General features: G+C 65.9%; 25 protein-coding genes. 10 read left to right on the top strand and 15 right to left on the bottom strand.

Annotated features, from left to right (window positions below; translation table 11 throughout):
* Positions 1 to 55: 55 nt before the first annotated feature.
* Both ABIC51_RS21055 and ABIC51_RS21060 read left to right on the top strand, forming a co-directional pair.
* On the top strand, positions 56 to 1,240 hold the full coding sequence (locus ABIC51_RS21055) for an acetylornithine transaminase (protein WP_027786679.1): 1,185 nt from the start codon (positions 56 to 58) through the stop codon (positions 1,238 to 1,240).
* A 13-nt stretch (positions 1,241 to 1,253) separates the two neighbouring features.
* Complete coding sequence (locus tag ABIC51_RS21060; RefSeq protein WP_027786678.1) at positions 1,254 to 1,709, top strand: GNAT family acetyltransferase; 456 nt, start codon at positions 1,254 to 1,256, stop codon at positions 1,707 to 1,709.
* Positions 1,710 to 1,733: 24 nt separating this feature from the next.
* Here the strand turns inward: ABIC51_RS21060 and ABIC51_RS21065 are convergent, their stop codons facing one another.
* From ABIC51_RS21065 to ABIC51_RS21100, 8 genes are all read right to left on the bottom strand, one after another.
* The gene (locus ABIC51_RS21065) at positions 1,734 to 2,405 is read right to left on the bottom strand and encodes a DUF2278 family protein (RefSeq protein ID WP_059686583.1); all 672 of its coding nucleotides are present in this window, start codon (positions 2,403 to 2,405) and stop codon (positions 1,734 to 1,736) included.
* Between the two features lie 316 nt (positions 2,406 to 2,721).
* Complete coding sequence (locus ABIC51_RS21070; protein WP_027786676.1) at positions 2,722 to 3,438, bottom strand: ABC transporter ATP-binding protein; 717 nt, start codon at positions 3,436 to 3,438, stop codon at positions 2,722 to 2,724.
* Positions 3,438 to 4,214: an ABC transporter ATP-binding protein gene (locus tag ABIC51_RS21075; protein WP_021160760.1), complete on the bottom strand. Its 777-nt coding sequence runs from the start codon at positions 4,212 to 4,214 to the stop codon at positions 3,438 to 3,440. Before ABIC51_RS21075 ends, ABIC51_RS21070 begins: the two co-directional genes overlap by 1 nt.
* 24 nt (positions 4,215 to 4,238) lie before the next feature.
* On the bottom strand, positions 4,239 to 5,408 hold the full coding sequence (locus tag ABIC51_RS21080) for an ABC transporter permease subunit (protein WP_027786675.1): 1,170 nt from the start codon (positions 5,406 to 5,408) through the stop codon (positions 4,239 to 4,241).
* An 18-nt stretch (positions 5,409 to 5,426) separates the two neighbouring features.
* Positions 5,427 to 6,377, bottom strand: a complete 951-nt coding sequence (locus ABIC51_RS21085; RefSeq protein ID WP_006478051.1) for a branched-chain amino acid ABC transporter permease — start codon at positions 6,375 to 6,377, stop codon at positions 5,427 to 5,429.
* A 211-nt stretch (positions 6,378 to 6,588) separates the two neighbouring features.
* A complete protein-coding gene (locus ABIC51_RS21090; RefSeq protein ID WP_226127842.1) occupies positions 6,589 to 7,332 on the bottom strand; it encodes an amino acid-binding protein in 744 nt (247 codons plus the stop codon).
* Between the two features lie 204 nt (positions 7,333 to 7,536).
* Positions 7,537 to 8,517: a 4-hydroxy-3-methylbut-2-enyl diphosphate reductase gene (gene ispH / locus ABIC51_RS21095; RefSeq protein WP_021160756.1), complete on the bottom strand. Its 981-nt coding sequence runs from the start codon at positions 8,515 to 8,517 to the stop codon at positions 7,537 to 7,539.
* A gap of 2 nt (positions 8,518 to 8,519) precedes the next feature.
* Positions 8,520 to 8,975 (bottom strand): FKBP-type peptidyl-prolyl cis-trans isomerase, encoded by a 456-nt coding sequence (locus ABIC51_RS21100; RefSeq protein WP_027786673.1) that lies wholly within the window; start codon positions 8,973 to 8,975, stop codon positions 8,520 to 8,522.
* Positions 8,976 to 9,109: 134 nt separating this feature from the next.
* On the opposite strand from ABIC51_RS21100, the gene radC reads away from it, so the two are divergent.
* From radC to nadB, 4 genes are all read left to right on the top strand, one after another.
* Positions 9,110 to 9,883 (top strand): RadC family protein, encoded by a 774-nt coding sequence (gene radC, locus ABIC51_RS21105; RefSeq protein ID WP_027786672.1) that lies wholly within the window; start codon positions 9,110 to 9,112, stop codon positions 9,881 to 9,883.
* Positions 9,884 to 10,120: 237 nt separating this feature from the next.
* Positions 10,121 to 10,354, top strand: a complete 234-nt coding sequence (gene rpmB / locus ABIC51_RS21110) for a 50S ribosomal protein L28 (protein ID WP_004186391.1) — start codon at positions 10,121 to 10,123, stop codon at positions 10,352 to 10,354.
* Between the two features lie 17 nt (positions 10,355 to 10,371).
* Positions 10,372 to 10,539: a 50S ribosomal protein L33 gene (gene rpmG, locus ABIC51_RS21115; RefSeq protein WP_006478046.1), complete on the top strand. Its 168-nt coding sequence runs from the start codon at positions 10,372 to 10,374 to the stop codon at positions 10,537 to 10,539.
* Between the two features lie 160 nt (positions 10,540 to 10,699).
* Complete coding sequence (gene nadB, locus ABIC51_RS21120; RefSeq protein WP_059697749.1) at positions 10,700 to 12,286, top strand: L-aspartate oxidase; 1,587 nt, start codon at positions 10,700 to 10,702, stop codon at positions 12,284 to 12,286.
* A 90-nt stretch (positions 12,287 to 12,376) separates the two neighbouring features.
* On the opposite strand, the gene nadC is transcribed toward nadB, so the two are convergent.
* The 7 genes from nadC to purN form a co-directional block, all read right to left on the bottom strand.
* Positions 12,377 to 13,261: a carboxylating nicotinate-nucleotide diphosphorylase gene (gene nadC, locus ABIC51_RS21125; RefSeq protein ID WP_354006613.1), complete on the bottom strand. Its 885-nt coding sequence runs from the start codon at positions 13,259 to 13,261 to the stop codon at positions 12,377 to 12,379.
* Positions 13,258 to 14,394 (bottom strand): quinolinate synthase NadA, encoded by a 1,137-nt coding sequence (nadA, locus tag ABIC51_RS21130; RefSeq protein WP_354006614.1) that lies wholly within the window; start codon positions 14,392 to 14,394, stop codon positions 13,258 to 13,260. The genes nadC and nadA overlap by 4 nt, the downstream gene beginning before the upstream one ends.
* A gap of 32 nt (positions 14,395 to 14,426) precedes the next feature.
* Positions 14,427 to 14,612 carry a hypothetical protein gene (locus tag ABIC51_RS21135; protein WP_354006615.1) on the bottom strand — a complete coding sequence of 62 codons (186 nt, stop codon included), beginning with the start codon at positions 14,610 to 14,612 and terminating at the stop codon, positions 14,427 to 14,429.
* Positions 14,613 to 14,791: 179 nt separating this feature from the next.
* A complete protein-coding gene (locus ABIC51_RS21140) occupies positions 14,792 to 15,985 on the bottom strand; it encodes a DesA family fatty acid desaturase (protein WP_027786669.1) in 1,194 nt (397 codons plus the stop codon).
* A 221-nt stretch (positions 15,986 to 16,206) separates the two neighbouring features.
* Complete coding sequence (locus ABIC51_RS21145) at positions 16,207 to 17,571, bottom strand: mechanosensitive ion channel family protein (protein ID WP_060206965.1); 1,365 nt, start codon at positions 17,569 to 17,571, stop codon at positions 16,207 to 16,209.
* Between the two features lie 18 nt (positions 17,572 to 17,589).
* Positions 17,590 to 18,855, bottom strand: coding sequence for an RsmB/NOP family class I SAM-dependent RNA methyltransferase (locus tag ABIC51_RS21150; protein ID WP_021160747.1), 1,266 nt, complete (start codon positions 18,853 to 18,855; stop codon positions 17,590 to 17,592).
* Positions 18,852 to 19,514 carry a phosphoribosylglycinamide formyltransferase gene (purN, locus tag ABIC51_RS21155; protein WP_021160746.1) on the bottom strand — a complete coding sequence of 221 codons (663 nt, stop codon included), beginning with the start codon at positions 19,512 to 19,514 and terminating at the stop codon, positions 18,852 to 18,854. Before purN ends, ABIC51_RS21150 begins: the two co-directional genes overlap by 4 nt.
* 122 nt (positions 19,515 to 19,636) lie before the next feature.
* Here purN and ABIC51_RS21160 point away from each other — a divergent pair, with 122 nt between their 5' ends.
* From ABIC51_RS21160 to coaBC, 4 genes are all read left to right on the top strand, one after another.
* Positions 19,637 to 20,629: a bifunctional riboflavin kinase/FAD synthetase gene (locus ABIC51_RS21160; protein ID WP_059686577.1), complete on the top strand. Its 993-nt coding sequence runs from the start codon at positions 19,637 to 19,639 to the stop codon at positions 20,627 to 20,629.
* Positions 20,630 to 20,731: 102 nt separating this feature from the next.
* On the top strand, positions 20,732 to 23,569 hold the full coding sequence (gene ileS, locus ABIC51_RS21165) for an isoleucine--tRNA ligase (RefSeq protein WP_354006616.1): 2,838 nt from the start codon (positions 20,732 to 20,734) through the stop codon (positions 23,567 to 23,569).
* A 2-nt stretch (positions 23,570 to 23,571) separates the two neighbouring features.
* Positions 23,572 to 24,072, top strand: coding sequence for a signal peptidase II (gene lspA / locus ABIC51_RS21170; RefSeq protein WP_021160743.1), 501 nt, complete (start codon positions 23,572 to 23,574; stop codon positions 24,070 to 24,072).
* Between the two features lie 67 nt (positions 24,073 to 24,139).
* The gene (gene coaBC, locus ABIC51_RS21175; RefSeq protein ID WP_027786665.1) at positions 24,140 to 25,351 is read left to right on the top strand and encodes a bifunctional phosphopantothenoylcysteine decarboxylase/phosphopantothenate--cysteine ligase CoaBC; all 1,212 of its coding nucleotides are present in this window, start codon (positions 24,140 to 24,142) and stop codon (positions 25,349 to 25,351) included.
* Positions 25,352 to 25,364 lie beyond the last annotated feature (13 nt).

The raw sequence follows: 25,364 nt of genomic DNA on the forward strand, positions 1-25,364 counted from the left end.
TCCGTGGCTTTTTTATTGCCTGTTTCCCTTTCAACGCCCGCTGGAGTCTGCTGCCATGCCCCTGAACGATTATCCGATCGACTCGCTGATGTACATCACGAACCGCCCCGACATCGTGTTTACGCACGGCAAGGGTTCGTGGCTCTACGATCACACGGGCAAGCGCTATCTGGACTTCATCCAGGGCTGGGCCGTCAACAGCCTCGGCCACTGCAACGACGGCATCGTCGAAGCGCTGAAGACCCAGGCGGAAAAGCTGCTGAACCCGTCGCCCGCGTTCTACAACGAACCGATGGCGAAGCTCGCGGGCCTGCTCACGCAGCACAGCGTGTTCGACAAGGTGTTCTTCACGAACAGCGGCGCGGAGGCAAACGAAGGCGCGATCAAGCTCGCGCGCAAGTGGGGCCGCAAGTTCAAGAACGGCGCCTACGAGATCATCACGTTCGACCACAGCTTCCACGGCCGCACGCTCGCGACGATGTCGGCCAGCGGCAAGCCGGGCTGGGACACGATCTACGCACCGCAGGTGCCGGGCTTCCCGAAGGCCGAGCTCAACGACATCAACTCGGTCGAGAGGCTGATCACCGACAAGACCGTCGCGGTGATGCTCGAGCCGATCCAGGGTGAAGGCGGCGTGATTCCGGCGACGCGCGAATTCATGCAGGCGCTGCGCGCGCTGACGAAGCAGCACAACCTGCTGCTGATCGTCGACGAGGTGCAAAGCGGCTGCGGCCGCGCGGGCACGCTGTTCGCGTACGAGCTGTCCGGCATCGAGCCGGACGTCATGACGCTCGCGAAAGGCATCGGCGGCGGCGCCCCGCTCGGCGCGCTGCTGTCGAAGGCCGAGGTCGCGGTGTTCGAGGCCGGCGACCAGGGCGGCACGTACAACGGCAACCCGCTGATGACGGCGGTCGGCTATTCGGTGATCTCGCAGCTCGTCGCGCCCGGCTTCCTCGAAGGCGTGCGCGCGCGCAGCGAATACCTGAAGCGCAAGCTGCTCGAGCTGTCGGAAGAGCGCGGTTTCGAAGGCGAACGCGGCGAAGGCCTGCTGCGCGCGCTGCTGCTCGGCAAGGACATCGGCCCGCAGATCGTCGAGAAGGCACGCGACATGCAGCCCGACGGCCTGCTGCTGAACGCCGCGCGGCCGAACCTGCTGCGCTTCATGCCCGCACTGAACGTGACGACCGAAGAGATCGACCAGATGATGGCGATGCTGCGGTCGGTTCTCGACACGCTCTGAGGAGAGCCCGCCGATGGATGCCGCCGCCGATGCTGTCGCAATCCGCCCGTTCGAACGCGCCGACACCGATGCCGTGCTCGCGGTATGGCGCGACGCGTTCCCGCAGTACGACGAAGCCGGTGCGCCGCCGCACCGCGATCCGATGCGATCGATCGAGCTGAAGCTCGCGACGCAGCCGGAGCTGTTTTTCGTCGCGACCAGCGGCGCACGCGTCGTCGGCACGCTGATGGCGGGTTTCGACGGACATCGCGGCTGGCTCTACTCGTTCGGCGTATCGAACGACGCGCGGCGGCTCGGCATCGGCCGCGCGCTGATCGCACATGCGGAACGCGCGCTCGCCGCGCGCGGCTGCCTGAAGATCAACCTGCAGGTGCTGCCGGGCAACGACGATGCGTGCCGCTTCTACGCGGCGCTCGGCTACCGCGTCGAGGAACGCATCTCGTTCGGCAAGACGCTGCCGGCCGCATGACGCGAACGCCGGCCGCCGGCGATCTCAGCGCGTGATCGGCCCCGCGCCCGGCAGCGGATTGCCGAGCGCGTCGGTCGGCACGGCCTGCTGCTCGAACGCGGCGAAATATGCGGCCCACTGCGTGTCGCTCACGCGCACGATCAGCGCGCCGTCCTGCCAGATGTCGTTGTGGTCGTTGTGGTCGTCGCCCGCACGGTGCACGTAGTTCGAGCCCGTCGACCCCTGGTTCATGTGCGTGTCGTGGATGCCGTTGCCTTCGGCATACGAGCGGCCGAACACGACGACGTCGAGCCCCTGCGACTGCGCGGCGTTCACGAGCCGCAGCAGCGACGGGATCGGCTCCGGATTCTCCGTGCCGTCCATCACGGCGCTCGCGCGCCACGCTCCCGTTTCGTTCAGGATGTCGCTGCGCAGGTAGTCGAGCGCGGGCAATGCGGCCTGCCCCGTCAGGTCGGTATAGCCTTCGGCCGCGGCCGCGAGCGTCTGCGTGATCGGGTGGTGGAAATCGTAGACGAGCTTGTAGTTCAGCAAGTCGTCCGCGTCGCTGGTGCCGACGTTGATCGCGACGTCCCAGTTGCCGCCCGGCAACGCCAGCGTCAGGTGGATGTGATACTGGATCTCGCTGCCGTGCGGCGAGCCCTTCAGCTTCGCCACCGATGTCACCTTCGCCTTCACGAAACCGTAGTCCAGACTCATGCGTGCTCTCCGTGTCCCGATGGGCCGTCGATGCTACACGGCCCGTGTGTCGGTTTGCAGGCGACCGGCTTCGGGCGACCGGCTTCGGGCGACCGGCGTCGGGCGACCGGCTTCGGGCGGCCCTGCCCCATCGTTCCCGCGTCGCGTGCTCAGCGCAACAGTCGAATGGAGTCGCGCCCGCACGCACAAGTTCGCCCCGGATCGCATGACACGAAAAAAAGGCTGTCACGGCATCCCGTGACAGCCTTTCGACAGCCCGTGTGCGACGCGCCCGGCACCTGCCGTCGCGCGCCACCGGGCCCGCTCATTCACTCACTCATTCACCGAGATACGCGGCACGCACCTTCGGATCGTCGAGCATCTGCTTCGCATCGCCTTCCATCGTGACCGTCCCCGAATCCATCACGTAGCCGCGGTCGGCCGCCTGCAGCGCGAGGCGTGCGTTCTGCTCGACGAGCAGCACCGTGATGCCCTCCTTCGAGATCTCGCGCACCACTTCGAAGATCTTCTCGACCATGATCGGCGACAGGCCCATCGACGGCTCGTCGAGCAGCAGCAGCTTCGGCTTCGACAGGATCGCGCGCGACATCGCCAGCATCTGCTGCTCGCCGCCCGACAGCGTGCCCGCGAGCTGCGTCGCACGCTCCTTCAGACGCGGGAAGAAGCCGAACATGCGGTCGACGTCCTTCTTGATCTGCTCGGTGTCGTTGCGCAGGTACGCACCCATCTGCATGTTCTCGACAATCGACATCCGCGCGAAGATCCCGCGGCCTTCCGGCACCATCGCGAGGCCGCGCTTGAGCAGCTCGTGGGTCGGCACGCCCTTGATCGACTTGCCGTCGTACTCGATGTCGCCCGCCGAATACGGCTTGAGACCCGTGATCGCCTTCATCGTCGTGGTCTTGCCTGCGCCGTTCGCGCCGATCAGCGTCACGAGCTCGCCCTGACGGACTTCCATGTCAACGCCCTTGACGGCCTGGATGCCGCCGTAGTTGACCTGCAAGCCCTTGATTTTCAACATTGCCGCTGCCATCAGTGCACCCCTGCGCCGAGATATGCCTCAATCACCTTCGGATTCTTCTGCACGTCCTGCGGCAGACCCTCGGCGATCACCTTGCCGTAATCGAGCACCGTCATCCGGTTGCACAACCCCATCACGAGCTTCACGTCGTGCTCGATCAGCAGAATCGTGCGGCCGTCCGAGCGGATCTTGTCGAGCAGGCGCGTGAGTTCGACCTTTTCGGTCGCGTTCATCCCGGCCGCCGGCTCGTCGAGCGCGAGCAGCTTCGGGTCGGTCGCCAGCGCGCGCGCGATCTCGAGACGGCGCTGGTGGCCGTACGAGAGGTTGCGCGACGTGTAGTCGGCGTACTGCAGCACACCGACGTATTCGAGCAGCTCGATCGCGCGTTCCTTGATCTCGCGCTCTTCCTGGCGTTCGGCCGGCGTCTGGAACACCGCGCCGAGCAGCCCGTGCTTGGTACGCACGTGGCGGCCCACCATCACGTTCTCGAGGGCCGTCATCCCGCCGAACAGGCGGATGTTCTGGAACGTGCGCGCGATGCCCGTCTTCGCGACCTGATGCACCGCGGTCGGCTTGTATTCCGAGCCGTCGAGCTTGAACTCGCCGGAGTCCGGCGTGTAGAGGCCCGTGATCACGTTGAAGAACGTCGTCTTGCCGGCGCCGTTCGGGCCGATCAGCCCGTAGATCTCGCCTTCCTTGATCTCGAGGCCGACGTCGGACAGCGCCTGCAGGCCACCGAAGCGCTTGTTCACGCCCTTGACGGACAGTCGGATTTGCTTGTCGCTCATGTGTATATCCCCTGTGTCCGTAGGTTAAGCGCGCACCGGCTTCTTGCTGTTGCGCTTCGCCAGTTTCGCGATCTTGTCCTCATGCTTCGGCGCGGGCCACAGGCCTTCCGAGCGGTACAGCATGATGACCACCATCGCGAGGCCGTACAGCGCCTGACGGATCACTTCCGTATCGACGACGTCGTGACCGAACAGCGCGTGCTGCAGCGGGCTCATCGTCGAGCGCAGGAATTCCGGGAAGATCGCGAGCAGCACCGCGCCCAGGATCACGCCCGGGATGTGGCCCATGCCGCCGAGCACCACGCAGGCGAGCACCACGATCGATTCCCAGAACGTGAACGACTCGGGCGACACGAAGCCCTGGAACGCACCGAACATCGCGCCCGACAGGCCGCCGAACGACGCGCCCATCGCGAACGCAAGCAGCTTCACGTTGCGGGTGTTGATGCCCATCGCCTTCGCCGCGATTTCATCTTCGCGGATGGCTGCCCAGGCACGGCCGATACGCGAGTGCTGCAGACGCGTACACACCCAGATCACCAGCAGCGAGCACAGCACGAACAGGTAGTAGTACATGTAGACCGACGGCAGCTGCAGGCCGAACAGCGAGTGCGTCTGCGACAGGTTGAAGCCGCCGACGTGCACCGGATCGATACCCGTGATCCCCTTCGGGCCGTTGGTGATGTTCACCGGACGGTCGAGGTTGTTCATGAAGATCCGGACGATTTCACCGAAGCCCAACGTCACGATCGCCAGGTAGTCGCCGCGCAGGCGCAGCGTCGGCGCGCCGAGCAGGATCCCGAAGGTCGCCGCCAGCGCCATCGCGATCGGCACGATGATCAGGAACGGGATGTGCAGGCCGTTCGGCGCGAGCGCCGCGATCCACTCGAACTGCGAGGTCAGGTGCGGCGAGCTCAGCAATGCCGCCGTATACGCGCCCACCGCGTAGAACGCGATGTAGCCGAGGTCGAGCAGGCCGGCGAAGCCGACCACCACGTTCAGGCCCAGCGCGAGCATCACGTACAGCATCGCGAAGTCGAGCACGCGGACCCAGTAGTTGCCGCCGGCCGAGCCGATGATGATCGGCGCGGCGATCACGAACGCAGCGGTCAGGATGCCGATGATGACGGTCTTGGCGGTGTTGCGCTCTTCGACGAGCGACGTCGAGGATTCAATCGGTTGAATGGATGTCATGTTGTTTGCTCCCTTCCGTTACGCGCGATCCGCGACACGTTCGCCCAACAGGCCGGACGGACGGAACACCAGCACGATGATCAGCACGACGAAGGCGAACACGTCCTGGTAGTTACTGCCGAAAACACCGCCCGTGAGGTTGCCGATGTAGCCGGCCCCGAGCTGCTCGATCAGGCCGAGCAGCACGCCGCCGACCATTGCGCCGCCGAGGTTGCCGATCCCGCCCAGCACCGCGGCCGTGAATGCCTTCATGCCGGGGATGAAGCCCATGTAGAAGTGCACGTTGCCGTATTCGGACGCGATCATCACGCCGGCCAGCGCGGCAAGCGCGGAGCCGATCATGAACGTCGCCGAGATCACGAAGTTCGGGTTCACGCCCATCAGGCTCGCGGTGTTCGGGCTTTCGGCGATCGCGCGCATCGCGCGGCCGAGCTTGGTCTTGTGCACGAGCAGCAGCAGGCCGCCCATCACGATAAACGCCACCGCGATGATCACGATTTCAGTAACCGAGATCACGGCGCCGGGCGTCGTGTCGGTCGCCTTGATCACGTTGATCGGATCGGTCGGCAGCAATTGGGGGAACGGCAGCGGGTTGCGCGACCAGATGATCATCGCGGCGGTCTGCAGCAGGATCGACACGCCGATCGCGGTGATCAGCGGGGCGAGGCGCGGTGCGCGGCGCAGCGGCCGGTATGCGACCCGCTCGATCGTGAAGCCGACGAACGCACAGACGACGGCGGCGATGCCCAGGCCGATCGTCAGCGTCGCGACGTTGCCGAGTCCGGGGAAATGGTTCTGCAGCACGGTGATGGCCGACAAGGCGACCATCGCGCCGATCATCAGCACGTCGCCGTGCGCGAAGTTGATGATGCCGAGAATGCCGTACACCATCGTGTAGCCCAACGCGATGATGGCGTAGACACTGCCGAGCACCAGCCCGTTGAGAACCTGCTGGACGAAAATATCCATTTAAAGCTCCTTGGCCCGTGCTGCCGGAGGACGGTGCGCCCCGCGGGTAAGCGAGGAATCGCGCCTTCTCGGCGACACTGCGGGTACTAGTCGATACCGGTAAGGGTGGATCGTCCCGGCGCGCGCCGCCCGGCCTGTACGGCCGGACTTGCCGCCGGAGCGGATACAGAAACGGCACCGCACTGTTCCGGTGCCGTCATGAGTCCCGTCGCTAAATCGTCACGACATCGAGGACGGTGTTCGTGGCCTCCTTGAAGTCGTAGGGCAGCATGCCGAGACGGCCATCGTCCGGTTGCCCGGCATCCGTGCCTTTTCCCGTCCGGTGCGAGGCGAGCCCCGCATCCGGGCAGATCGGATTCCGTATCGCGCCGCCCCGCGAGGCACCGCGAACGCCGCGCCCGACATTCGTCAGGACTGCGTCGGAATCCATCGTACGAATCAGGCCGCGCGCCGCGACACCATTGCTCGCGGCAACGCGCTGTTTCGTCGAATCGAAATGAAAGGGGGCCGGCGACATCGGCACGCTGCCCACAGCGCCGGGCACCATGGCCGGCCTGCGTCGATCGGCGCGCACGGTCGCTGTCACGCCACGACCGGCGGCTTGCTGCATTGCAACCTGCGTGCCCGCTGCCTGACCGTTCGCCAGGCCAAGCGCGTTGATTTCCTCGATCGCCAAACGTGCCCCGTTTTCCTTGTCCTTGCCCAATTGCCCGATGCGGCACGCGAACGGTGCCGCACGAACGGTTCCGGCGACGCGCACGCCGCTGGCCGGCGGTGCCGCGAACACCGCAGCCTCCCTCCCCGCCCCGCCGTCGCTCTTTTTGCTGCAGCCGGCAAGCATTGCAACCGGTGCGGCGACGGACACGGCGTAAGCCAACTTCACATGCATCGAATGGTCTCCCGCGCCTTGCCAAAACCCGATTTCAAAGCCATTCAGGCCTGAAAACGGGCGCATTGTAACTCCATTTATAGGACGCCAATAATCCTGATTCGATGGGGTTTTCCTGCATTGCAACCAATTTTGAGAGACGCTTGAAAACGACAGGAGCAACCCGGTTGCACCATGAATGCGGAGAATGGTTGCGATTGCAATTCCGACGGGTAAAAAAAAGCGCGCCGGGAGGCGCGCTTCGGTGTGTCCGCAGGTGCGCTGCGTCAATCAGGCGGCGGGCGGCAGGTTCAACCCGCGCGGCAGCGGAAACGACACGTTTTCCTCGATGCCTTCGAGCGCGCGGACGTTGCGCACACCGAGCTCGCGCAGGCGCGCGATCACGGCCTGGGCGAGCACTTCGGGTGCCGACGCGCCGGCCGTCACGCCGATGCGGCGCTTGCCCGCGACCCATGCCGGGTCGATCTGGTCGGGTGCATCGACCATATAAGCGTCCACGCCGCGCTTCTCGGCCACTTCGCGCAGGCGGCTCGAATTCGAGCTGTTCGGGCTGCCGACGACGATCACGACGTCGCACTGCGGCGCCATGAACTTCACTGCGTCCTGGCGGTTCTGCGTCGCGTAGCAGATGTCCTGCTTCTTCGGCTCGCGGATTTTCGGATACTTGGCCTTCAACGCGCCGATGATCTCGGCTGCATCGTCGACGGACAGCGTCGTCTGCGTGACGAGCGCGATGCGCTCGGGATCGGCGAGCTCGAGCTTCTGCACGTCCTCGACGCTCTCGACGAGATGCATGCCGCGCTCGACCTGACCCATCGTACCTTCGACTTCCGGATGGCCCTTGTGGCCGATCATCACGATGTCGACGCCGTCCTGGCGCATCTTCGCCACTTCGACGTGCACCTTCGTGACGAGCGGGCAGGTTGCGTCGTAAATGCGCAACCCGCGCACGTCGGCCTCGTCGCGCACGGCCTTCGACACGCCGTGCGCACTGAAGATCACGGTATTGCCGGCCGGCACTTCCTCGAGTTCCTCGACGAAGATCGCGCCTTTCTTCTTCAGATCCTCGACCACGTACTTGTTGTGGACGATTTCGTGACGAACGTAGATCGGCGCACCGTGCATCGCGATTGCGCGCTCGACGATCTCGATCGCGCGATCGACACCCGCGCAGAAACCGCGCGGCTGGGCCAGCAGGATTTCGGCGTCGGCTGCGACGGTCTGCCCGGACAGCGTATCGGTGGTGCTCATGATTACAGGATTCCGATGATTTTCACTTCGAACGTGAGCGCTTGGCCCGCGAGCGGATGATTGAAGTCGAACAGTGCCGAGGTCTCGCTGACTTCCTTCAGCACCCCCGCGTACCGGCCGCCGTCCGGCGCATTGAACTCGATCAGTTCGCCCGGCGTGAAATCGTCGCCGACCATCCCGTTCTCGCGCAGCGTCGACAGCGTGACGCGCTGGAGCATGTCGGGATTGCGGGGACCGAACCCCTGTTCGGGCGTTAGCTGAAAAGTCGAATGGTCGCCGACCCTGAGCCCGATCAGAATCTGTTCCAGCGACGGCGCCAGTTGCCCCGCGCCGAGCAGCAGCGTGGCCGGCTTGTCGGTGAAGGTGTTGACGATGTCGGCGCCGTCGGCCAGTGCCAGCCGGTAATGCAACGTGACGTGGGAACCGGGCTTCACTTCGGATAGATCGATGAGGCTCATGAATTACTCGTTCGGTCGGCGCCCGATACGGCCGAAAGGCCCGGCGCAAAGCCAATATTGTAAGTCACCTGAGCGCGCAAGGCGGAAAGTGCGACGACGTCGCGCACACCGCCCGCCGCCAATGGAGTTCGAGCATGCTGTCACCCTGCCTCACCCCGCCGCCCGTCGAATGCCGCGACACCGCCGATCTGCCTGCCGCTCCGCCCGGCCGCGGCCTCCCGATCCGCCGGCGCAAGCGCCGCCCGCGCGACTGGCGGCCCGAGCGGCCGCGCGAGCGATTGCTGGAGCGCGGGTCGGCCGCGCTGACCGACGACGAACTGATCGCCCTGCTGCTCGGCACCGGCAAGCCGGGGCACGACGTGTTCGTCACGGCCCGCGCGCTGGTCGGGCAGTTCAAGACGTTGCGCGGGCTGCTCGAGGCAACCGCCGACGATTTCGAGGCGCACCCCGGCATCGGCCCCGCGCGCTCCGCGCGGCTGGTTGCGGTCACCGAGATCGCGCGGCGCGTGCTGAAGGAGAAAGCGCGCGAGAAGAGGCTGATCGATTCGCCCGGCGCGGTCGAGGACTATCTGCGGATGAAGATCGGTGCGCGCCCGCACGAAGTGTTCGCCGCGGTCTACCTCGACGCGCGCCATGGCCTGATCGACACCGAGGAAATCACGCGCGGCTCGCTGACGCGCATGGCCGTCTACCCGCGCGAGATCGTGCGCCGCGCGATGGTGCACAACGCCGCGGCGCTGATCGTCGCGCACAACCATCCGTCCGGCGCGGTACAGCCGAGCGCGGAGGATCGGCGCCTGACCCGCGTGCTGCACGACGCGCTCGCGCTCGTCGACGTTCAGCTGCTCGATCACGTCGTCATCGGCACCAGTGATACTTTTTCGTTCGCACGGGCCGGTTGGCTGTAGACTGTGCCGTTGCGGCCCGCCTAAGGGCGCCGCAACGGCGATGCGAAATTAGGTTTGATTTTTCTGAACTTTTTCTGCTAGAATCGCCGTCTGTCTTTTTTCCAACCAGTTCTAGCCATCGAAGGGCCTTGTCTGTAAGGGCTTCGGCGTTCTGAGTGCAGCCATGGATCACGTGGCGGTACGATGGAACCTTCATCGGCGATCGAACCCCGAATTTAGCGTATTAGGAGTGCTCTCATGGCACGCGTATGCCAAGTAACTGGGAAAGCGCCGATGAGCGGCAACAACGTTTCCCACGCCAACAACAAGACGAAGCGCCGCTTCCTGCCGAACCTGCAAAACCGCCGGTTCTGGGTGGAGAGCGAAAACCGCTGGGTGCGCCTGCGCGTCTCGAACGCCGGCCTGCGCCTGATCGACAAGAACGGCATCGATTCCGTGCTCGCTGACCTGCGCGCACGCGGCGAAGCCTAAGCCCAAGGAGCACAATCATGGCAAAAGGCGCACGCGACAAGATCAAGCTCGAGTCGACCGCTGGTACGGGTCACTTCTACACGACCACGAAGAACAAGCGCAACATGCCGGAAAAGATGGCGATCAAGAAGTTCGATCCCGTCGTCCGCAAGCATGTGGAATACAAAGAAACCAAGATCAAGTAATCTCCGGTTTCTGCCAGCCTGACGGCGACCGAAAAGCCCCGCACATGCGGGGCTTTTTGTTTTGCGCGCACGCTCCGGCGCGACGCGGTATGCTCTCCCCTTTCCGCGGCTGCGGCCGCCGGAACGCACAAGATCAAAAGCGTAACGATGGAGATGCAGCATGAAATTCGACGTGGCGATCGTCGGCAGCGGCCTGGCAGGGCTGTCGGTCGCACTCAACCTGGCCAGCACGCGACGTGTCGCGCTGATCGCGAAACGTTCGATGATGGAGGGGGCAAGCGATAACGCGCAAGGCGGCATCGCGGCCGTCCTCGATTCGGCGGACAGCATCGAGAACCACGTCGACGACACGCTGGTCGCCGGCGGCGGGCTGTGCGACGAAGGCGCGACGCGCTACATCGTCGAGCACGGCCGCGAAGCGATCGAATGGCTGATCTCCCAGGGCGTGCCGTTCACGAAGGACGACGCAGCCGAGCTCGGCTTCCACCTCACGCGCGAAGGCGGTCACAGCCACCGCCGGATCATCCACGCGGCCGACGCGACCGGCCACGCGGTGCTCGCGACGCTGTCGGCGCGGGCGCGCCAGCATCCGAACATTACGTTCTTCGAAAACCACCACGCGATCGACCTGATCACGTCGGACCGCCTCGGCCTGCCCGGCCGCCGCTGTCACGGCCTGTATGCGCTCGACGTCGACAACGACCGCACGATCACGATCGAGGCGCCGCATACGGTGCTCGCGACCGGCGGCGCCGGCAAGGTCTACCTGTACACGACGAACCCCGACACCGCGACCGGCGACGGCATCGCGATGGCGTGGCGCGCGGGCTGCCGCGTGTCCAACATGGAATTCATCCAGTTCCACCCGACCTGCCTGTTCCATCCCTATGCAAAGTCGTTCCTGATCTCGGAAGCCGTGCGCGGCGAAGGCGGCCTGCTGAAGCTGCCCGACGGTACGCGCTTCATGCCCGCGCACGATCCGCGCGCCGAACTCGCACCGCGCGACATCGTCGCACGCGCGATCGACTTCGAGATCAAGAAGCGCGGGATCGACTGCGTGTATCTCGACATCAGCCACCAGCCGGAAGCATTCCTGCGCGAGCACTTCCCGACGATCCACGCGCGCTGCCTCGAATTCGGCATCGATATCGCGAAGCAGCCGATTCCCGTCGTGCCGGCCGCCCACTACACGTGCGGCGGCGTCGTCACCGATCTCGCGGGGCGCACCGATCTCGCGGGCCTGTATGCGGTCGGCGAAACGTCGTACACCGGGCTCCACGGTGCGAACCGGCTCGCGAGCAACTCGCTGCTCGAATGTCTCGTGATCGGCCGCGCGGCGGCCGAGGCGATCGAGGCGGCCGGCTTCGATGCCGAAACGCCTGCCACGCTGCCCGCGTGGGACGAAAGCCGCGTGTCGGATGCGGACGAGGAAGTCGTCGTTGCGCACAACTGGGACGAGCTGCGCCGCCTGATGTGGAACTACGTCGGCATCGTGCGTACCGACAAGCGTCTCGAACGCGCGAAGCACCGGCTGTCGCTGCTGCGCGACGAGATCCAGGAGTACTACGCGAACTTCCGCGTGACGCGCGACCTGCTCGAACTGCGCAATCTCGTCGACGTGGCGACACTGATCGTGAAAAGCGCGTACTCGCGCCGCGAAAGCCGCGGGCTGCACTACAGCCGCGACTGGCCGCACACGCTGCCGAAGGCGCTGCCGAGCGTGCTCACGCCCCGCTCGCGCCGCTGACCGCCACACCGTTCCCGGCTGCGGCCCACGAAAAAAGCCGCTGGCGTTTGCGCGCCAGCGGCTTTTTTTGTCAGACGGTATGTCGCGCGGTCAGTCAACGATACGCATCGAATAGTCCGTCGCGCGCACGTCCTTCGTCAGCGCGCCGATCGAGATACGGTCGACACCCGTTTCCGCGAACGCACGCACCGTATCGAAATTGACGCCGCCCGACACTTCGAGCACAGCCTTGCCGTTCGCGACACGCACCGCTTCACGCATCATGTCGAGCGTGAAGTTGTCGAGCAGCACCGACTGCGCGCGATGCGCGAGCGCCGTATCGAGTTGCGCGAGCGTCTCGACTTCGACCTGCACGGGCACGCCCGACTCCAGCGCGAACGCCGCGTCGAGTGCCTCGCCGACACCGCCTGCCGCTGCGATGTGGTTCTCCTTGATCAGGATGCCGTCATACAGCGCGAGACGCTGGTTCTCGCCGCCGCCGACACGCACAGCGTATTTCTGCGCGAGCCGCAGGCCCGGCAGCGTCTTGCGCGTGTCGAGGATCTTCGCGCGCGTGCCTTCGACGCGCTCGACGTAACGACGCGTCGCAGTCGCGACACCCGACAGCAATTGCAGGAAGTTCAGTCCGTTGCGCTCGGCCGTCAGCAGTGCACGCGCCGGCCCTTCGAGTTCGCAGACGGTCGAATCGGGCGTCATCCGGTCGCCTTCGCGATAGCGCCATTGCACGACGATCGCCGGATCGATTCGTGCAATCACGGCCTCGAACCACGGTACACCGCACAGCACGGCGTCCTCGCGCACGATGATGCGCGCCCGGCGACGCCCGTCGGCCGGCACGAGCCGCCCGGTCTGGTCGCCCGCGCCGACGTCTTCCGCGATCGCATCGGCCACGTTGCGCGCGATCGCATCGTCGAATGCCGCGCCGTATTGCTCGCGGACGACGTCGAACAGCGGGGATACGGCTGCGTTCGTCATGCAGCCCCCACGTTCGCAAACAGTTGCTGGTCGCGCTGCAGATCGCCGCTCGCCTGCACGCGCTTCTTGTGCGCCGCTGCGAAATCGAGCATCCGGTCGATCGGCAGACGTGCACGCTCGCCGATCGCGGGATCGACGAAGATCTCGTTGTGACCGCGTTCGAGCACGTCGGCGAGGTTCGCGAGGCCGTTCATCGCCATCCACGGGCAATGTGCGCAGCTCTTGCAGGTTGCGCTGTTGCCGGCCGTCGGTGCGGCGATGAAGGTCTTGCCGGGCGCCGCAAGCTGCATCTTGTGCAGGATGCCGAGATCGGTCGCGACGATGAAGCGCGTCGCGTCGAACTTCACGGCTGCGTCGATCAATTGCGTCGTCGAGCCTACGACGTCCGCCTGTGCGACGACATTTTCCGGCGATTCGGGGTGGACGAGCACCTTCGCGTCCGGATACTCGGCGCGCAGCAGGTCGAGTTCGATGCCCTTGAACTCGTCGTGGACGAGGCACGAGCCTTGCCACAACAGCATGTCCGCGCCGGTTTTCTTCTGGATGTAGCTGCCGAGATGGCGATCCGGTGCCCAGATGATCTTCTCGCCGCGCGCATGCAGGTCGGACACGATCTCGAGGCCGATCGACGACGTGACCATCCAGTCCGCGCGCGCCTTCACGGCGGCGCTGGTATTCGCGTAGACGACGACGGTACGGTCGGGATGCGCATCGCAGAACGCCGAGAATTCGTCGGCCGGGCAGCCGAGGTCGAGCGAGCAGGTCGCATCGAGGTCGGGCATCAGGATCCGCTTGTTCGGGCTCAGGATCTTCGCGGTTTCGCCCATGAAGCGCACGCCGGCGACGACCAGCGTCTGCGCGTCGTGATCGCGGCCGAAGCGGGCCATTTCGAGCGAGTCGGCGACACAGCCGCCCGTTTCGTCGGCCAGTTCCTGCAATTCGGCGTCGACGTAGTAGTGCGCGACCAGGACGGCCTTTTCACGCACGAGCAGCGCCTTGATACGTGCCTTCAGTGCAGCGCGCTCTTCGGCGGACGGTGCGTCGGGCACCTTGGCCCATGCCTGCCCCACGCCGCACACGGTCCCTGCTGCGACGGGCCGATCGTATTCGACGGGTTTGATCGTCGATTGCATCTCCATATCTCCTGTCGATCCAAGTTAGCGCTTTAGCGCTTACTTGGATCCCATGCTTCGCGGTCGATCCAAGTTAGCGCTTTGGCGCTTACTTCGATCCATGCTTCGCAGTCGATCCAAGTTAGTGCTTTAGCGCTTACTTCGATCCATGCTTCGCGGTCGATCCAAGTTAGTGCTTTGGCGCTTACTTCGATCCATGCTTCGCGGTCGACCAGCATCAGCGCCTTGGCGCCCCCTCCGGCCTCACCCCTGTGCTCGCCCCGGGGCAACCATTCGCCGCTGCCCCAAGCCTCATACAAATCCGGCCCTGCCGATCACCTTCAAAAACCGGAAGCCCAAATAAAAAACCCCGCCAACGCGGGGTTTTTGACGTCCTTAGATTCTAATCGATTTCGAATCAGGCGTAGCGGCGCAGGCGCGTCGCGAATTCCTGCAGCGCCTTGATGCCGCTTTGTTCTGCGCGATGGCACCAATCCTGCAATTGTGCGAGAAGCTGTTCGCGCGACGCGGTCGAACGATCCCAGATCGCGGCCAGATCCTGGCGGAGCTGGAAGTACGTGTGCAGCTTCTGGCTGTTCGCGAAGATTTCCGGCAGCAGCTTCTTCTGCGGCTCGTCGAGGCCGTCGGCATCCTTGTGGAACCACTTGCGCGCACCGCGCATCAGCTGGTACTTCTCGCCGCCGATTTCCTTCAGGTGCGCGAGCTCCTGGCGGTATGCGCGCTTCACGGCCTTGCCGTAGCGCGCCATCACTTCGTAGCGGTTCGACAGCACGGCCTGCAGCGTTTCCTGGTCGAGCACCGTCTTCGGCTTGTTCAGACGCGGCGTCGGTGCGACCTTCTTCACCTTCGCGAGACCGAATGCCGACATGATGCGGATGTACATCCAGCCGATGTCGAACTCGTACCACTTGTTCGACAGCTTCGCCGACGTCGCGAACGTGTGGTGGTTGTTGTGCAGCTCTTCGCCGCCGATCACGATGCCCCACGGGAACAGGTTCGTGCTCGCGTCGGCCGAGTTGAAGTTGCGATAACCCCAGAAGTGACCGAAGCCGTTGACGACGCCAGCCGCCCAGAACGGAATCCAGACCATCTGCACGGCCCAGACGGTCAGGCCGAGCACGCCGAACAGCGCGACGTCGATCACCATCATCAGGCTCACGCCGAGGATCGGGTACTTCGAGTAGATGTTGCGTTCGATCCAGTCGTTCGGCGTGCCGTGGCTGAACTTGCGCATCGTCTCTTCATTCTTCGCTTCCGCGCGGTACAGCTCGGCGCCCTCAAGGAACACCTTCCAGATGCCGCGCGTCTGCGGGCTGTGCGGATCTTCCTCGGTCTCGCACTTCGCATGGTGCTTGCGGTGAATCGCGGCCCACTGGCCCGTCAGCATGCCGGTCGTCATCCACAGCCAGAGGCGGAAGAAGTGGCTCGCGATCGGATGCAGCTCGAGTGCGCGATGCGCCTGGCAGCGGTGCAGGTAGACCGTCACGCCGATAATCGTGACGTGCGTGACGGCGAGCGCGAACAGCGCGACCTGCCACCACGAAAAATGCAGGAGCCCGTGGGAAAGAAAATCGAGCAGGGAATTCAACAAGGCAGTTACCCGTGATGAGAGCGACGCCGGCCCGCGCCAAGCGTCAGAAAAATGAAAGCATACCGCGTGTAGACCAGAATTTTACTTCAACCGTTCCAAGTCTTTGTAAAAAATGAACATTTTCTTGCCCTGACGCAACAGGCGCAGTCCATGGGCGGACTTGGAACGGCGCGCGATCCGGTTCCGACCGCGGGGCCGATACATTTGGCGACCGGCTTGCGCTACGCAGCCGGCGCCCGCCCGTCCGCCGCGCCGTTGCCGGCCGCCACGCCGGCGGCAGAAAAGCCGTCGGGCAGCCCCACGACCCGCACTTCGCGCTGCGGGAACGGGATCGAAATCCCGTGCTCGCTGAACAGCCGCCAGATATTGCGGTTCACGGTCGAACGCACGCCGGACGTGCCTTTCGCCGAATCCTCGATCCAGAAACCGAGCTCCAGGTCGATCCCGTCCGCACCGAAACTCACCAGATACGGGGTCGGAGCCGGCTCCGCCAGCACGCGCGGCACATCCCTGGCCGCATCGGCGAGCAACACGAGCGCGTGCTCGACATCGCTGGTGTACGCGACCTGCACCGCAACCTTCGCGTAGCCGCGCGTCAGGTACGACGACTGGTTCTGCACGACGTCGGTGATCAGCTTCTCGTTCGGAATCAGCGTCTCGTTGCCGTCGAGGCCGCGCACGACCGTGTAGCGCGTGCGAATCTGCGTGACGACGCCCTGCAGCCCGCCGACGCTGATCGCGTCGCCGAGCCGCAGCGAGCGGTCGAGCAGGATGATGAAGCCCGACACGTAGTTGCTGGCGATCTTCTGCAGCCCGAAACCGAGGCCGACACCCACCGCGCCGCCGAACACGCCGAGCACCGTCACGTCGATGCCGACCAGCGACAGCCCGATCAGGATCGCCGCGAATACCAGCAGCGCGCGGCCGACCCGCGACAGCACGACCTTCAGGTTCGCGTCGAGCGTGCTTGCGCGCGTGAGGCGATCCTCGAGCACCGAGCCCAGCCACATCGCGACCATCAGCGTCACGCATACCCACAGCGCGCCGGAAATCACCGACAGCAGCGTGAGGTGCGCGTTGGCGACGCGGAACTGCACGCTGTCGAGCCAGCCCAGCACGTCGCGCTGAATGCCCAGCACGGTCAGCACCATCGCGGCCCACACGACGGTCGACACGATCTTCTCGACGATCGACAGCCACGCATGCGTGTGGCCGTCGCGCGCGAACACGCGCCGCGCAAAAAAGAACAGCACGTAGATCAGCCCGATGCCGAACAGCGGCACGAGCGCCAGCGACAGCAGCGACGTCGACATGAACGGGTCGAACGCGAGCTGCGCGGCGCCGACGAAGACGCTGCCGAACAACGGGAACAGCGCGCGCTTCAGGCTTTGCGCGCCCGCGCCGGGTGCGCGGCCGGCCGCCCGGCGGCGTGCATCGATGCGGCCGTGCACGAAGCGCGCGGTCACCCATGCGAAACACAGCGCGCCGACGAGGATCGCCGCCTGCCAGATCATCACCGGCTGGTGGAAGTCGCGAATGACCGATTCCAGCCGATGCGACAGCAGGCGGCTCTGCAGATTTTCCATCGTCAGTCCGGGCGGTCGTTACTGCGCAGCGCGCCGTTCGAGGACGGCGGCGAAGAAACCGTCGGTTGCGTGACGGTGCGGCCACAACGACAGGTAGTCGCCGGTCTCGAGCGCGATGCGCTGGTCATCCAGCACCTTCTGCGCCGGCACCAGCACGAACTCGGGATGGTCGGCCAGGAACTGCTCGACGATGCGTTCGTTCTCGGCGTCGAGCACGCTGCAGGTAGCGTAGACGAGCCGGCCGCCCTTCTTCACCAGGCGCGCGGCGCTCGCGAGGATCGACGCCTGCTTCGGCGTGAGTTCATCGATCGCGGTGCGCGTCTGGCGCCACTTCAGGTCCGGATTGCGGCGCAGCGTGCCGAGGCCGCTGCACGGCGCGTCGACCAGCACGCGGTCGATCTTGCCGGCGAGCCGCTTGATCTTCGCATCGTGCTCGCTGTCGATCAGCACCGGGTTCACGTTCGACAGCCCGCTGCGTGCGAGGCGCGGCTTCAGCTTCGCGAGGCGCTTCTCCGACACGTCGAACGCATAGAGGCGTCCGGTCGAGCGCATCATCGCGCCCAGCGCGAGCGTCTTGCCGCCCGCGCCCGCGCAGAAATCGACAACCATCTCGCCGCGGCGCGGCGCGACCAGCGAACACAGCAGCTGGCTGCCTTCGTCCTGCACCTCGATCGCGCCTTCCTCGAACAGCTTCAGGCGCGTCAGCGCCGGCTTGCCGACCACGCGCACGCCGAACGGTGCGAACGGCGTCGCGCCCGCGTCGATGCCGCTCGCGCGCAGCCCGTCGATGACCTGGTCGCGGCTCGCCTTCTGCGCGTTGGCGCGCAAGTCGAGCGGCGCCGGATAGTTCAGCGCGGCGGCAAGCTGCGCGAGCTCGTCGGCGTCGAAACGGGCCGACAGCGCCTGGTGAATCCAGTCGGGCAGGTTCGTGCGAATGCGCACGGGCAGGCTCGCCGGGTCGATTTTCGACACGTGCTCGAGCCAGGCCGACTCGGTGTCCGACAGGAACGGCTTCAGCGCATTGCGGCCGACCGTCTGCATCAGGCCGAGCAGCGTGAGGCGTCGTGCCGGCGTACCGGTGCCGCTCTCGGCGAGGTGCGAAAACTCCATTTTCCGGCGCAGCACCGCGAACACCGCCTCGGCGATCACGCCGCGCTCCGCGTGCCCGAGCTTCGGGTGCGCGCGGAAGAACCGGCTCGTCGTCGCGTCGGCGGGGCCGGCGAACTTCAGCACCTCGGCCAGCAAAGTCTCGGTCTGGCCGATCAGGAATCCGTGCAGCTTCATACGCCCTCACTCGTTTCGGTATGCGGTTGATCCGCGAAAATCCAGCGCGCCTCTTCCGGCGCCACCACTGCGCGGCCGTTCTCGAGGCGCAAACGGCCCTCGATGAACCAGCGCACCGCGCGCGGATACAGCACATGCTCGACCGCCAGCACGCGCTGCGCGAGCGCCGCCGCGTCGTCGCCCGCGCGCACGGGCACCGCGCCCTGCGCGACGATCGCGCCGCTGTCGAGCTCGGGGATGACGAAATGGACGCTCGCGCCATGCAGCGCGACACCCGCGTCGAGCGCCTGCTGATGCGTGTGGATGCCCTTGAAGCTCGGCAGCAGCGACGGATGGATGTTCAGCAACCGGCCTTCGTATCGTCTGACGAATGCGGGCGTGAGGATGCGCATGAAGCCGGCGAGGACGACAAGATCGGGCGCGAACCGGTCGATCTCGGCGGCGAGCGCCGCGTCGAAGCTGTCGCGGCCGTCGAACGAGCGGTGGTCGACCACCGCCGTCGCCACCCCGTGCGACGCGGCAAAAGCCAGTCCGGCCGCGTCGGGCCGGTTGGCGATCACGGCGGCAATCTCGGCCGGCCAGCGTTCCTGCGCGCACGCGCGGACGATGGCCTCCATGTTGCTGCCGCGACCGGAAATCAGGATCACGAGTTTTTTCATCCGCGAATTTTACCATTCGCCCCCGCCTTTCCCGCCTTCTCGGCCGCCGGCCCGCCCGAACGTTTATAATCTTCTGCTTTGCGGCATCCCACCGCCCATTCCCCGACGCTGCATCCGCTATCGTGAAAGTCTTCCGCGGCCTGCCCAACGCCGAGAGCCGCGCCCCGTGCGCGCTGACGATCGGCAACTTCGACGGTGTCCATCGCGGCCACCAGGCCCTGCTCGCGCGCGTGCGCGCGGCAGCGGACGCGCGCGGCCTGCCCGTGTGCGTGATGACGTTCGAGCCGCACCCGCGAGAATTCTTCAATCCCGCCGGCGCGCCGCCGCGCATCGCGATGCTGCGCGACAAGCTCGAGGCGCTGCGCGACCACGGTGTCGACCGCGTCGTCGTCGAGCACTTCAATCACACGTTCGCGAGCCAGTCGCCGCAGGCGTTCGTCGAACGCACGCTGGTCGGCGGGCTGCACACGCGCTGGATGATGGTCGGCGACGATTTCTGCTACGGCGCGAAGCGCGCGGGCACCTTCGACACGCTGAAGGCAGCTGGCGAACAGTACGGCTTCGAGGTCGAGCAAATGGGTACGGTCGCGGGCAGCGACGGCACGCGCATCTCCAGCTCGGGCGTGCGCGCCGCGCTCGCCGCGGGCGATCTCGACGCGGCCGCGCAGGCGCTCGGCCACGGCTATGCGATCAGCGGCCACGTCGCGCACGGGCTGAAGCTCGGCCGCGACCTCGGCTTCCCGACGCTGAACCTCCCGATCGCGCACAAGCGTCCGGCGCTCGCGGGCATCTTCGTCGTGCAGGTGCACGGCCTCGGCCCCACCCCGCTGCCGGGCGTCGCGAGCCTCGGGCTGCGCCCGACCGTCGACGATTCCGGCCGCGTGCTGCTCGAGGTCCACCTGCTCGACTGGCACGGCGACGCGTACGGCAAACTCATCCGCGTCGAATTCCTGAAGAAGCTGCGCGACGAGGCGAAATTCGACGATCTCGAGGCGCTGTCGCGCGCGATCGCGCTGGACGTCGCGAATGCGCGCGCGTACTTCATCGAGCGCGACCGTGCGCCGGGCAGCCGCGCCACGGGCTTCTCGACGTCGGCCACCGACCGAATTAGCTGATCCGGACGGCGGCGCCTGGCGCCGCACCCTCGCGCCGCTCACTCGCGCGCATCCCCGATTCACGACGCTCGCGCGTCTCCCGATTTAGATAGCGATCCCATCATGAGCAACAAGAAAGCCGATTCGAAACCGCAGGCCAAGTATCCGGTCAACCTGCTCGACACGCCGTTCCCGATGCGCGGCGACCTGCCCAAGCGCGAGCCGCAGTGGGTCAAGGAATGGGAAGAGCGCGGCCTCTACGAGAAGATCCGCGCGGCCAGAAAGGGCCGGCCGAAGTTCATCCTGCACGACGGCCCGCCGTATGCGAACGGCGACATCCACCTCGGCCACGCCGTCAACAAGATCCTGAAGGACATCGTCGTCAAGTCGCGCAACATGGCCGGCTTCGACGCGCCGTACGTGCCCGGCTGGGATTGCCACGGGATGCCGATCGAGATCCAGATCGAGAAGCAGTTCGGCAAGTCGCTGCCGGCGGCCGAAGTGATGAGCAAGGCGCGCGCGTACGCGACCGAGCAGATCGAGAAGCAGAAGGTCGGCTTCAAGCGTCTCGGCGTGCTCGGCGACTGGGCCAATCCGTACAAGACGATGAACTTCGTCAACGAGGCGGAAGAGATCCGCGCGCTCGGCAAGATCATCGAAAAGGGCTACGTGTATCGCGGGCTGAAGCCGGTGAACTGGTGCTTCGACTGCGGCTCGGCGCTCGCGGAAGCGGAAGTCGAGTACAAGGACCGCACCGACCCGACGATCGACGTGATGTTCGCGTTCGCGGAACCGGAAAAGACCGCGCAGGCGTTCGGCCTGCCGGCGCTGCCGCGCGCCGAGGGCGGCATCGTGATCTGGACCACCACGCCGTGGACGATCCCCGCGAACCAGGCGCTGAACCTCCATCCGGAAATCGTCTACGCGCTGGTCGACACCGAGCGCGGGCTGCTGATCATCGCGGAAGAACGTGTCGAAGCCTGCATGACCGACTTCAAGCTGACCGGCCGCGTCGTCGCGACCGCGCCGGGCGTGAAGCTCGCGAACCTGCGCTTCCACCACCCGCTCGCATCGGCCCACCCCGGCTACAAGCGCACCGCGCCCGTCTACCTCGGCGACTACGTGACGACCGACACCGGTACCGGCGTCGTGCACTCGTCGCCCGCGTACGGCATCGAGGACTTCCAGTCGTGCAAGGCGCACGGGATGACCGACTCGGACATCATCAACCCGGTGATGGGCGACGGTCGTTACATCGAATCGCTGCCGCTGTTCGGCGGCCTGTCGATCTGGGACGCGAACCCGAAGGTCGTCGACGCGCTGCGCGAGGCCGGCTCGCTGCTGCGCAGCGAGCACTACAAGCACAGCTACATGCACTGCTGGCGTCACAAGACGGCGATCATTTACCGCGCGACGTCGCAGTGGTTCGCCGGCATGGACGTGACGCCGCGCGACGGCGGCAAGACGCTGCGCGAAACCGCGCTCGAAGGCATCGACGCCACCGCGTTCTACCCGTCGTGGGGCAAGCAGCGCCTGTTCAGCATGATCGCGAACCGTCCCGACTGGACGCTGTCGCGCCAGCGCCAATGGGGCGTGCCGATGGCGTTCTTCGTGCACAAGGAAACCGGCGAGCTGCACCCGCGCACGCTCGAGCTGCTCGAGGAAGTCGCGAAGCGCGTCGAGCAGTCGGGTATCGAGGCCTGGCAGACGCTCGACCCGCGCGAGCTGATCGGCGACGACGCGAACCTGTACGAAAAGAACCGCGACACGCTCGACGTGTGGTTCGACTCGGGCACGACGCACTGGCACGTGCTGCGCGGCTCGCACAAGGATCAGCTGCAGTTCCCGGCCGACCTCTACCTCGAAGGCTCGGACCAGCACCGCGGCTGGTTCCACTCGTCGCTCTTGACCGCATCGATGATCGACGGCCGCGCGCCGTACAAGGGCCTGCTCACGCACGGCTTCACGGTCGACGGCGAAGGCCGCAAGATGAGCAAGTCGCTCGGCAACGGCATCGATCCGCATGAAGTCGCGAACCGCCTCGGCGCGGAAATCATCCGCCTGTGGATCGCATCGACCGACTATTCGGGCGAGCTCGCGATCTCCGAGGAAATCCTGAAGCGCGTGACCGAAGGCTACCGCCGCATCCGCAACACGCTGCGCTTCCTGCTCGCGAACCTGTCGGACTTCGACTTCGCGCAGCACGCGGTGCCCGTCGACGAATGGCTCGAGATCGACCGTTATGCGGTCGCGTTCTCGCAGCAACTGCAGACGGAACTGCTCGGCCACTACGAGAAGTACGAATTCCACCCGGTCGTCGCGAAGCTGCAGACGTACTGCTCGGAAGATCTCGGCGGCTTCTACCTCGACGTGCTGAAGGACCGCCTGTACACGAGCGCGGCCGATTCGCGCGCGCGCCGCTCCGCGCAGACCGCGCTGTACCACCTCACGCACGGCCTGCTGCGCGTGCTCGCGCCGTTCCTGTCGTTCACGGCGGAAGAAGCGTGGAAGGTGTTCCAGCCGGCCAGCGACACGATCTTCACGGAAACCTACTACGCGTATCCGGAAGTCGCCGGCTCGGCCGCGCTGATCGAGAAGTGGGCGCTGCTGCGCGATGTGCGCGGCAACGTGACGAAGGCGCTCGAGGAAGCGCGCACCGCGAACCGCATCGGTTCGTCGCTGCAGGCCGAAGTCGCCGTGCATGCGAGCGGCGCACGCTACGACGCGCTCACGAGCCTCGGCGATGATCTCAAGTTCGTGCTGATCACGTCGGCCGCGACGGTCGTCAAGGTCGACGACGAAGCGCAGGAAAGCGTCGACGTCGCAGCGTCGAAGTACCAGAAGTGCGAACGCTGCTGGCACTACCGCGAAGATGTCGGCGCGCACGCCGATCACCCGACGCTGTGCGGCCGCTGCTTCTCCAACCTGTTCGAAAACGGCGAAATCCGGAGCGCTGCTTGAATATGGCGAAAACCCTCTCGAAACCGGCCAGCGGCGCGCTTGCGCCCTGGCTCGGCATTTCGCTGATCGTGATCCTGTTCGACCAGCTGTCGAAGATCGCGATCCTGAAAACGTTCGTGTACGGCGCGCAGCATGCGCTGACGTCGTTCTTCAACCTCGTGCTGGTGTACAACCGCGGCGCCGCGTTCGGCTTCCTGTCGACCGCGAGCGGCTGGCAGCGCTGGGCGTTCACCGCGCTCGGCATCGGCGCGACGCTCGTGATCTGCTTCCTGCTGAAGCGCCACGGCCACCAGCGGCTGTTCAGCGTGTCGCTCGCGCTGATCCTCGGCGGCGCGCTCGGCAACGTGATCGACCGGCTCGTCTACGGCCACGTGATCGACTTCCTCGATTTCCACCTCGGCGCCTGGCACTTCCCGGCGTTCAACCTCGCCGATTCCGCGATCACGATCGGCGCGGTGCTGCTGATCTACGACGAACTGCGTCGCGTGCGCGGCTCGCGCTAAGCGCGCATACTCGGCGTCGACGGCCGGCTTCGCGCCGGCCGTTCCGTTCGACCCTTGGAGGCCTGAGTTGGCACAAGCAGAACTCGCAGGAAAACACCTCGTTCTCGGCCTGACGGGCGGCATCGCCTGCTACAAGATCGCCGAGCTCACGCGGCTGCTCGTGAAGGCAGGCGCGACCGTGCAGGTCGCGATGACCGAAGCCGCCACCCAGTTCATCACGCCCGTCACGATGCAGGCGCTGTCGGGCCGGCCCGTCTATACGAGCCAGTGGGACGCGCGCATCGACAACAACATGGCGCACATCGACCTGTCGCGCGAAGCCGACGCGATCGTGATCGCGCCCGCGTCGACGGATTTCCTCGCGAAGCTCGCGCACGGGTTCGCGGACGACCTGCTGTCGACGCTGTGCGTCGCGCGCGATTGCCCACTGCTCGTCGTCCCCGCGATGAACCGCCAGATGTGGCAGAACCCGGCCACGCAACGCAACGCCGCGCAACTGCGCGCGGACGGCGTGTCGGTGCTCGGCCCGGATTCGGGTGCGCAGGCGTGCGGCGAAGTCGGCGACGGCCGCATGCTCGAGCCCGAGGCGATCTATGAAGCGATCGTCGCGCACTTCGCGCCGAAGGTGCTCGCGCACCGGCGCGTGCTGATCACGGCCGGCCCGACGTTCGAACCGCTCGACCCGGTACGCGGCCTCACGAACCGCTCGAGCGGCAAGATGGGCTTCGCGCTCGCGCGCGCCGCGCAGCAGGCCGGCGCCGACGTGCATCTCGTCGCGGGGCCGGTCGCGCTCGACACGCCGTGGGGCGTCTACCGGCAGGACGTGCAGACGGCCCAGCAGATGTACGACGCGGTGATGCATGCCGTGAACGACGCCGACATCTTCATCGCGGTGGCCGCGGTCGCCGACTGGCGCGTCGCCCAGCCGGCCGAGCACAAGATGAAGAAGACGGCCGACCGCAAGATGCCCGCACTCGCGTTCGTCGAGAACCCGGACATCCTCGCGTCCGTCGCGGCGCTGCCCGATCCGCCGTACTGCGTCGGGTTCGCAGCCGAAAGCGGCGACCTCGACGTGCACGGCGACGAGAAGCGCAAACGCAAGAACGTGCCGCTGCTCGTCGGCAACCTCGGCCCGCTGACGTTCGGCCGCGACGACAACGAAGTCGTGCTGTTCGAGGCCACCGGCCTCACGCGCCTGCCGCGCGCACCGAAAGACGAACTCGCGCACACGCTCGTCGCGGAAATCGCGAAACGCCTACCCGACAACCGCCTGATCTGATCTCCCGCGCGGC

This window comes from Burkholderia sp. 572, from assembly GCF_040545135.1.
In the GTDB taxonomy this organism is placed as follows: domain Bacteria; phylum Pseudomonadota; class Gammaproteobacteria; order Burkholderiales; family Burkholderiaceae; genus Burkholderia; species Burkholderia cepacia.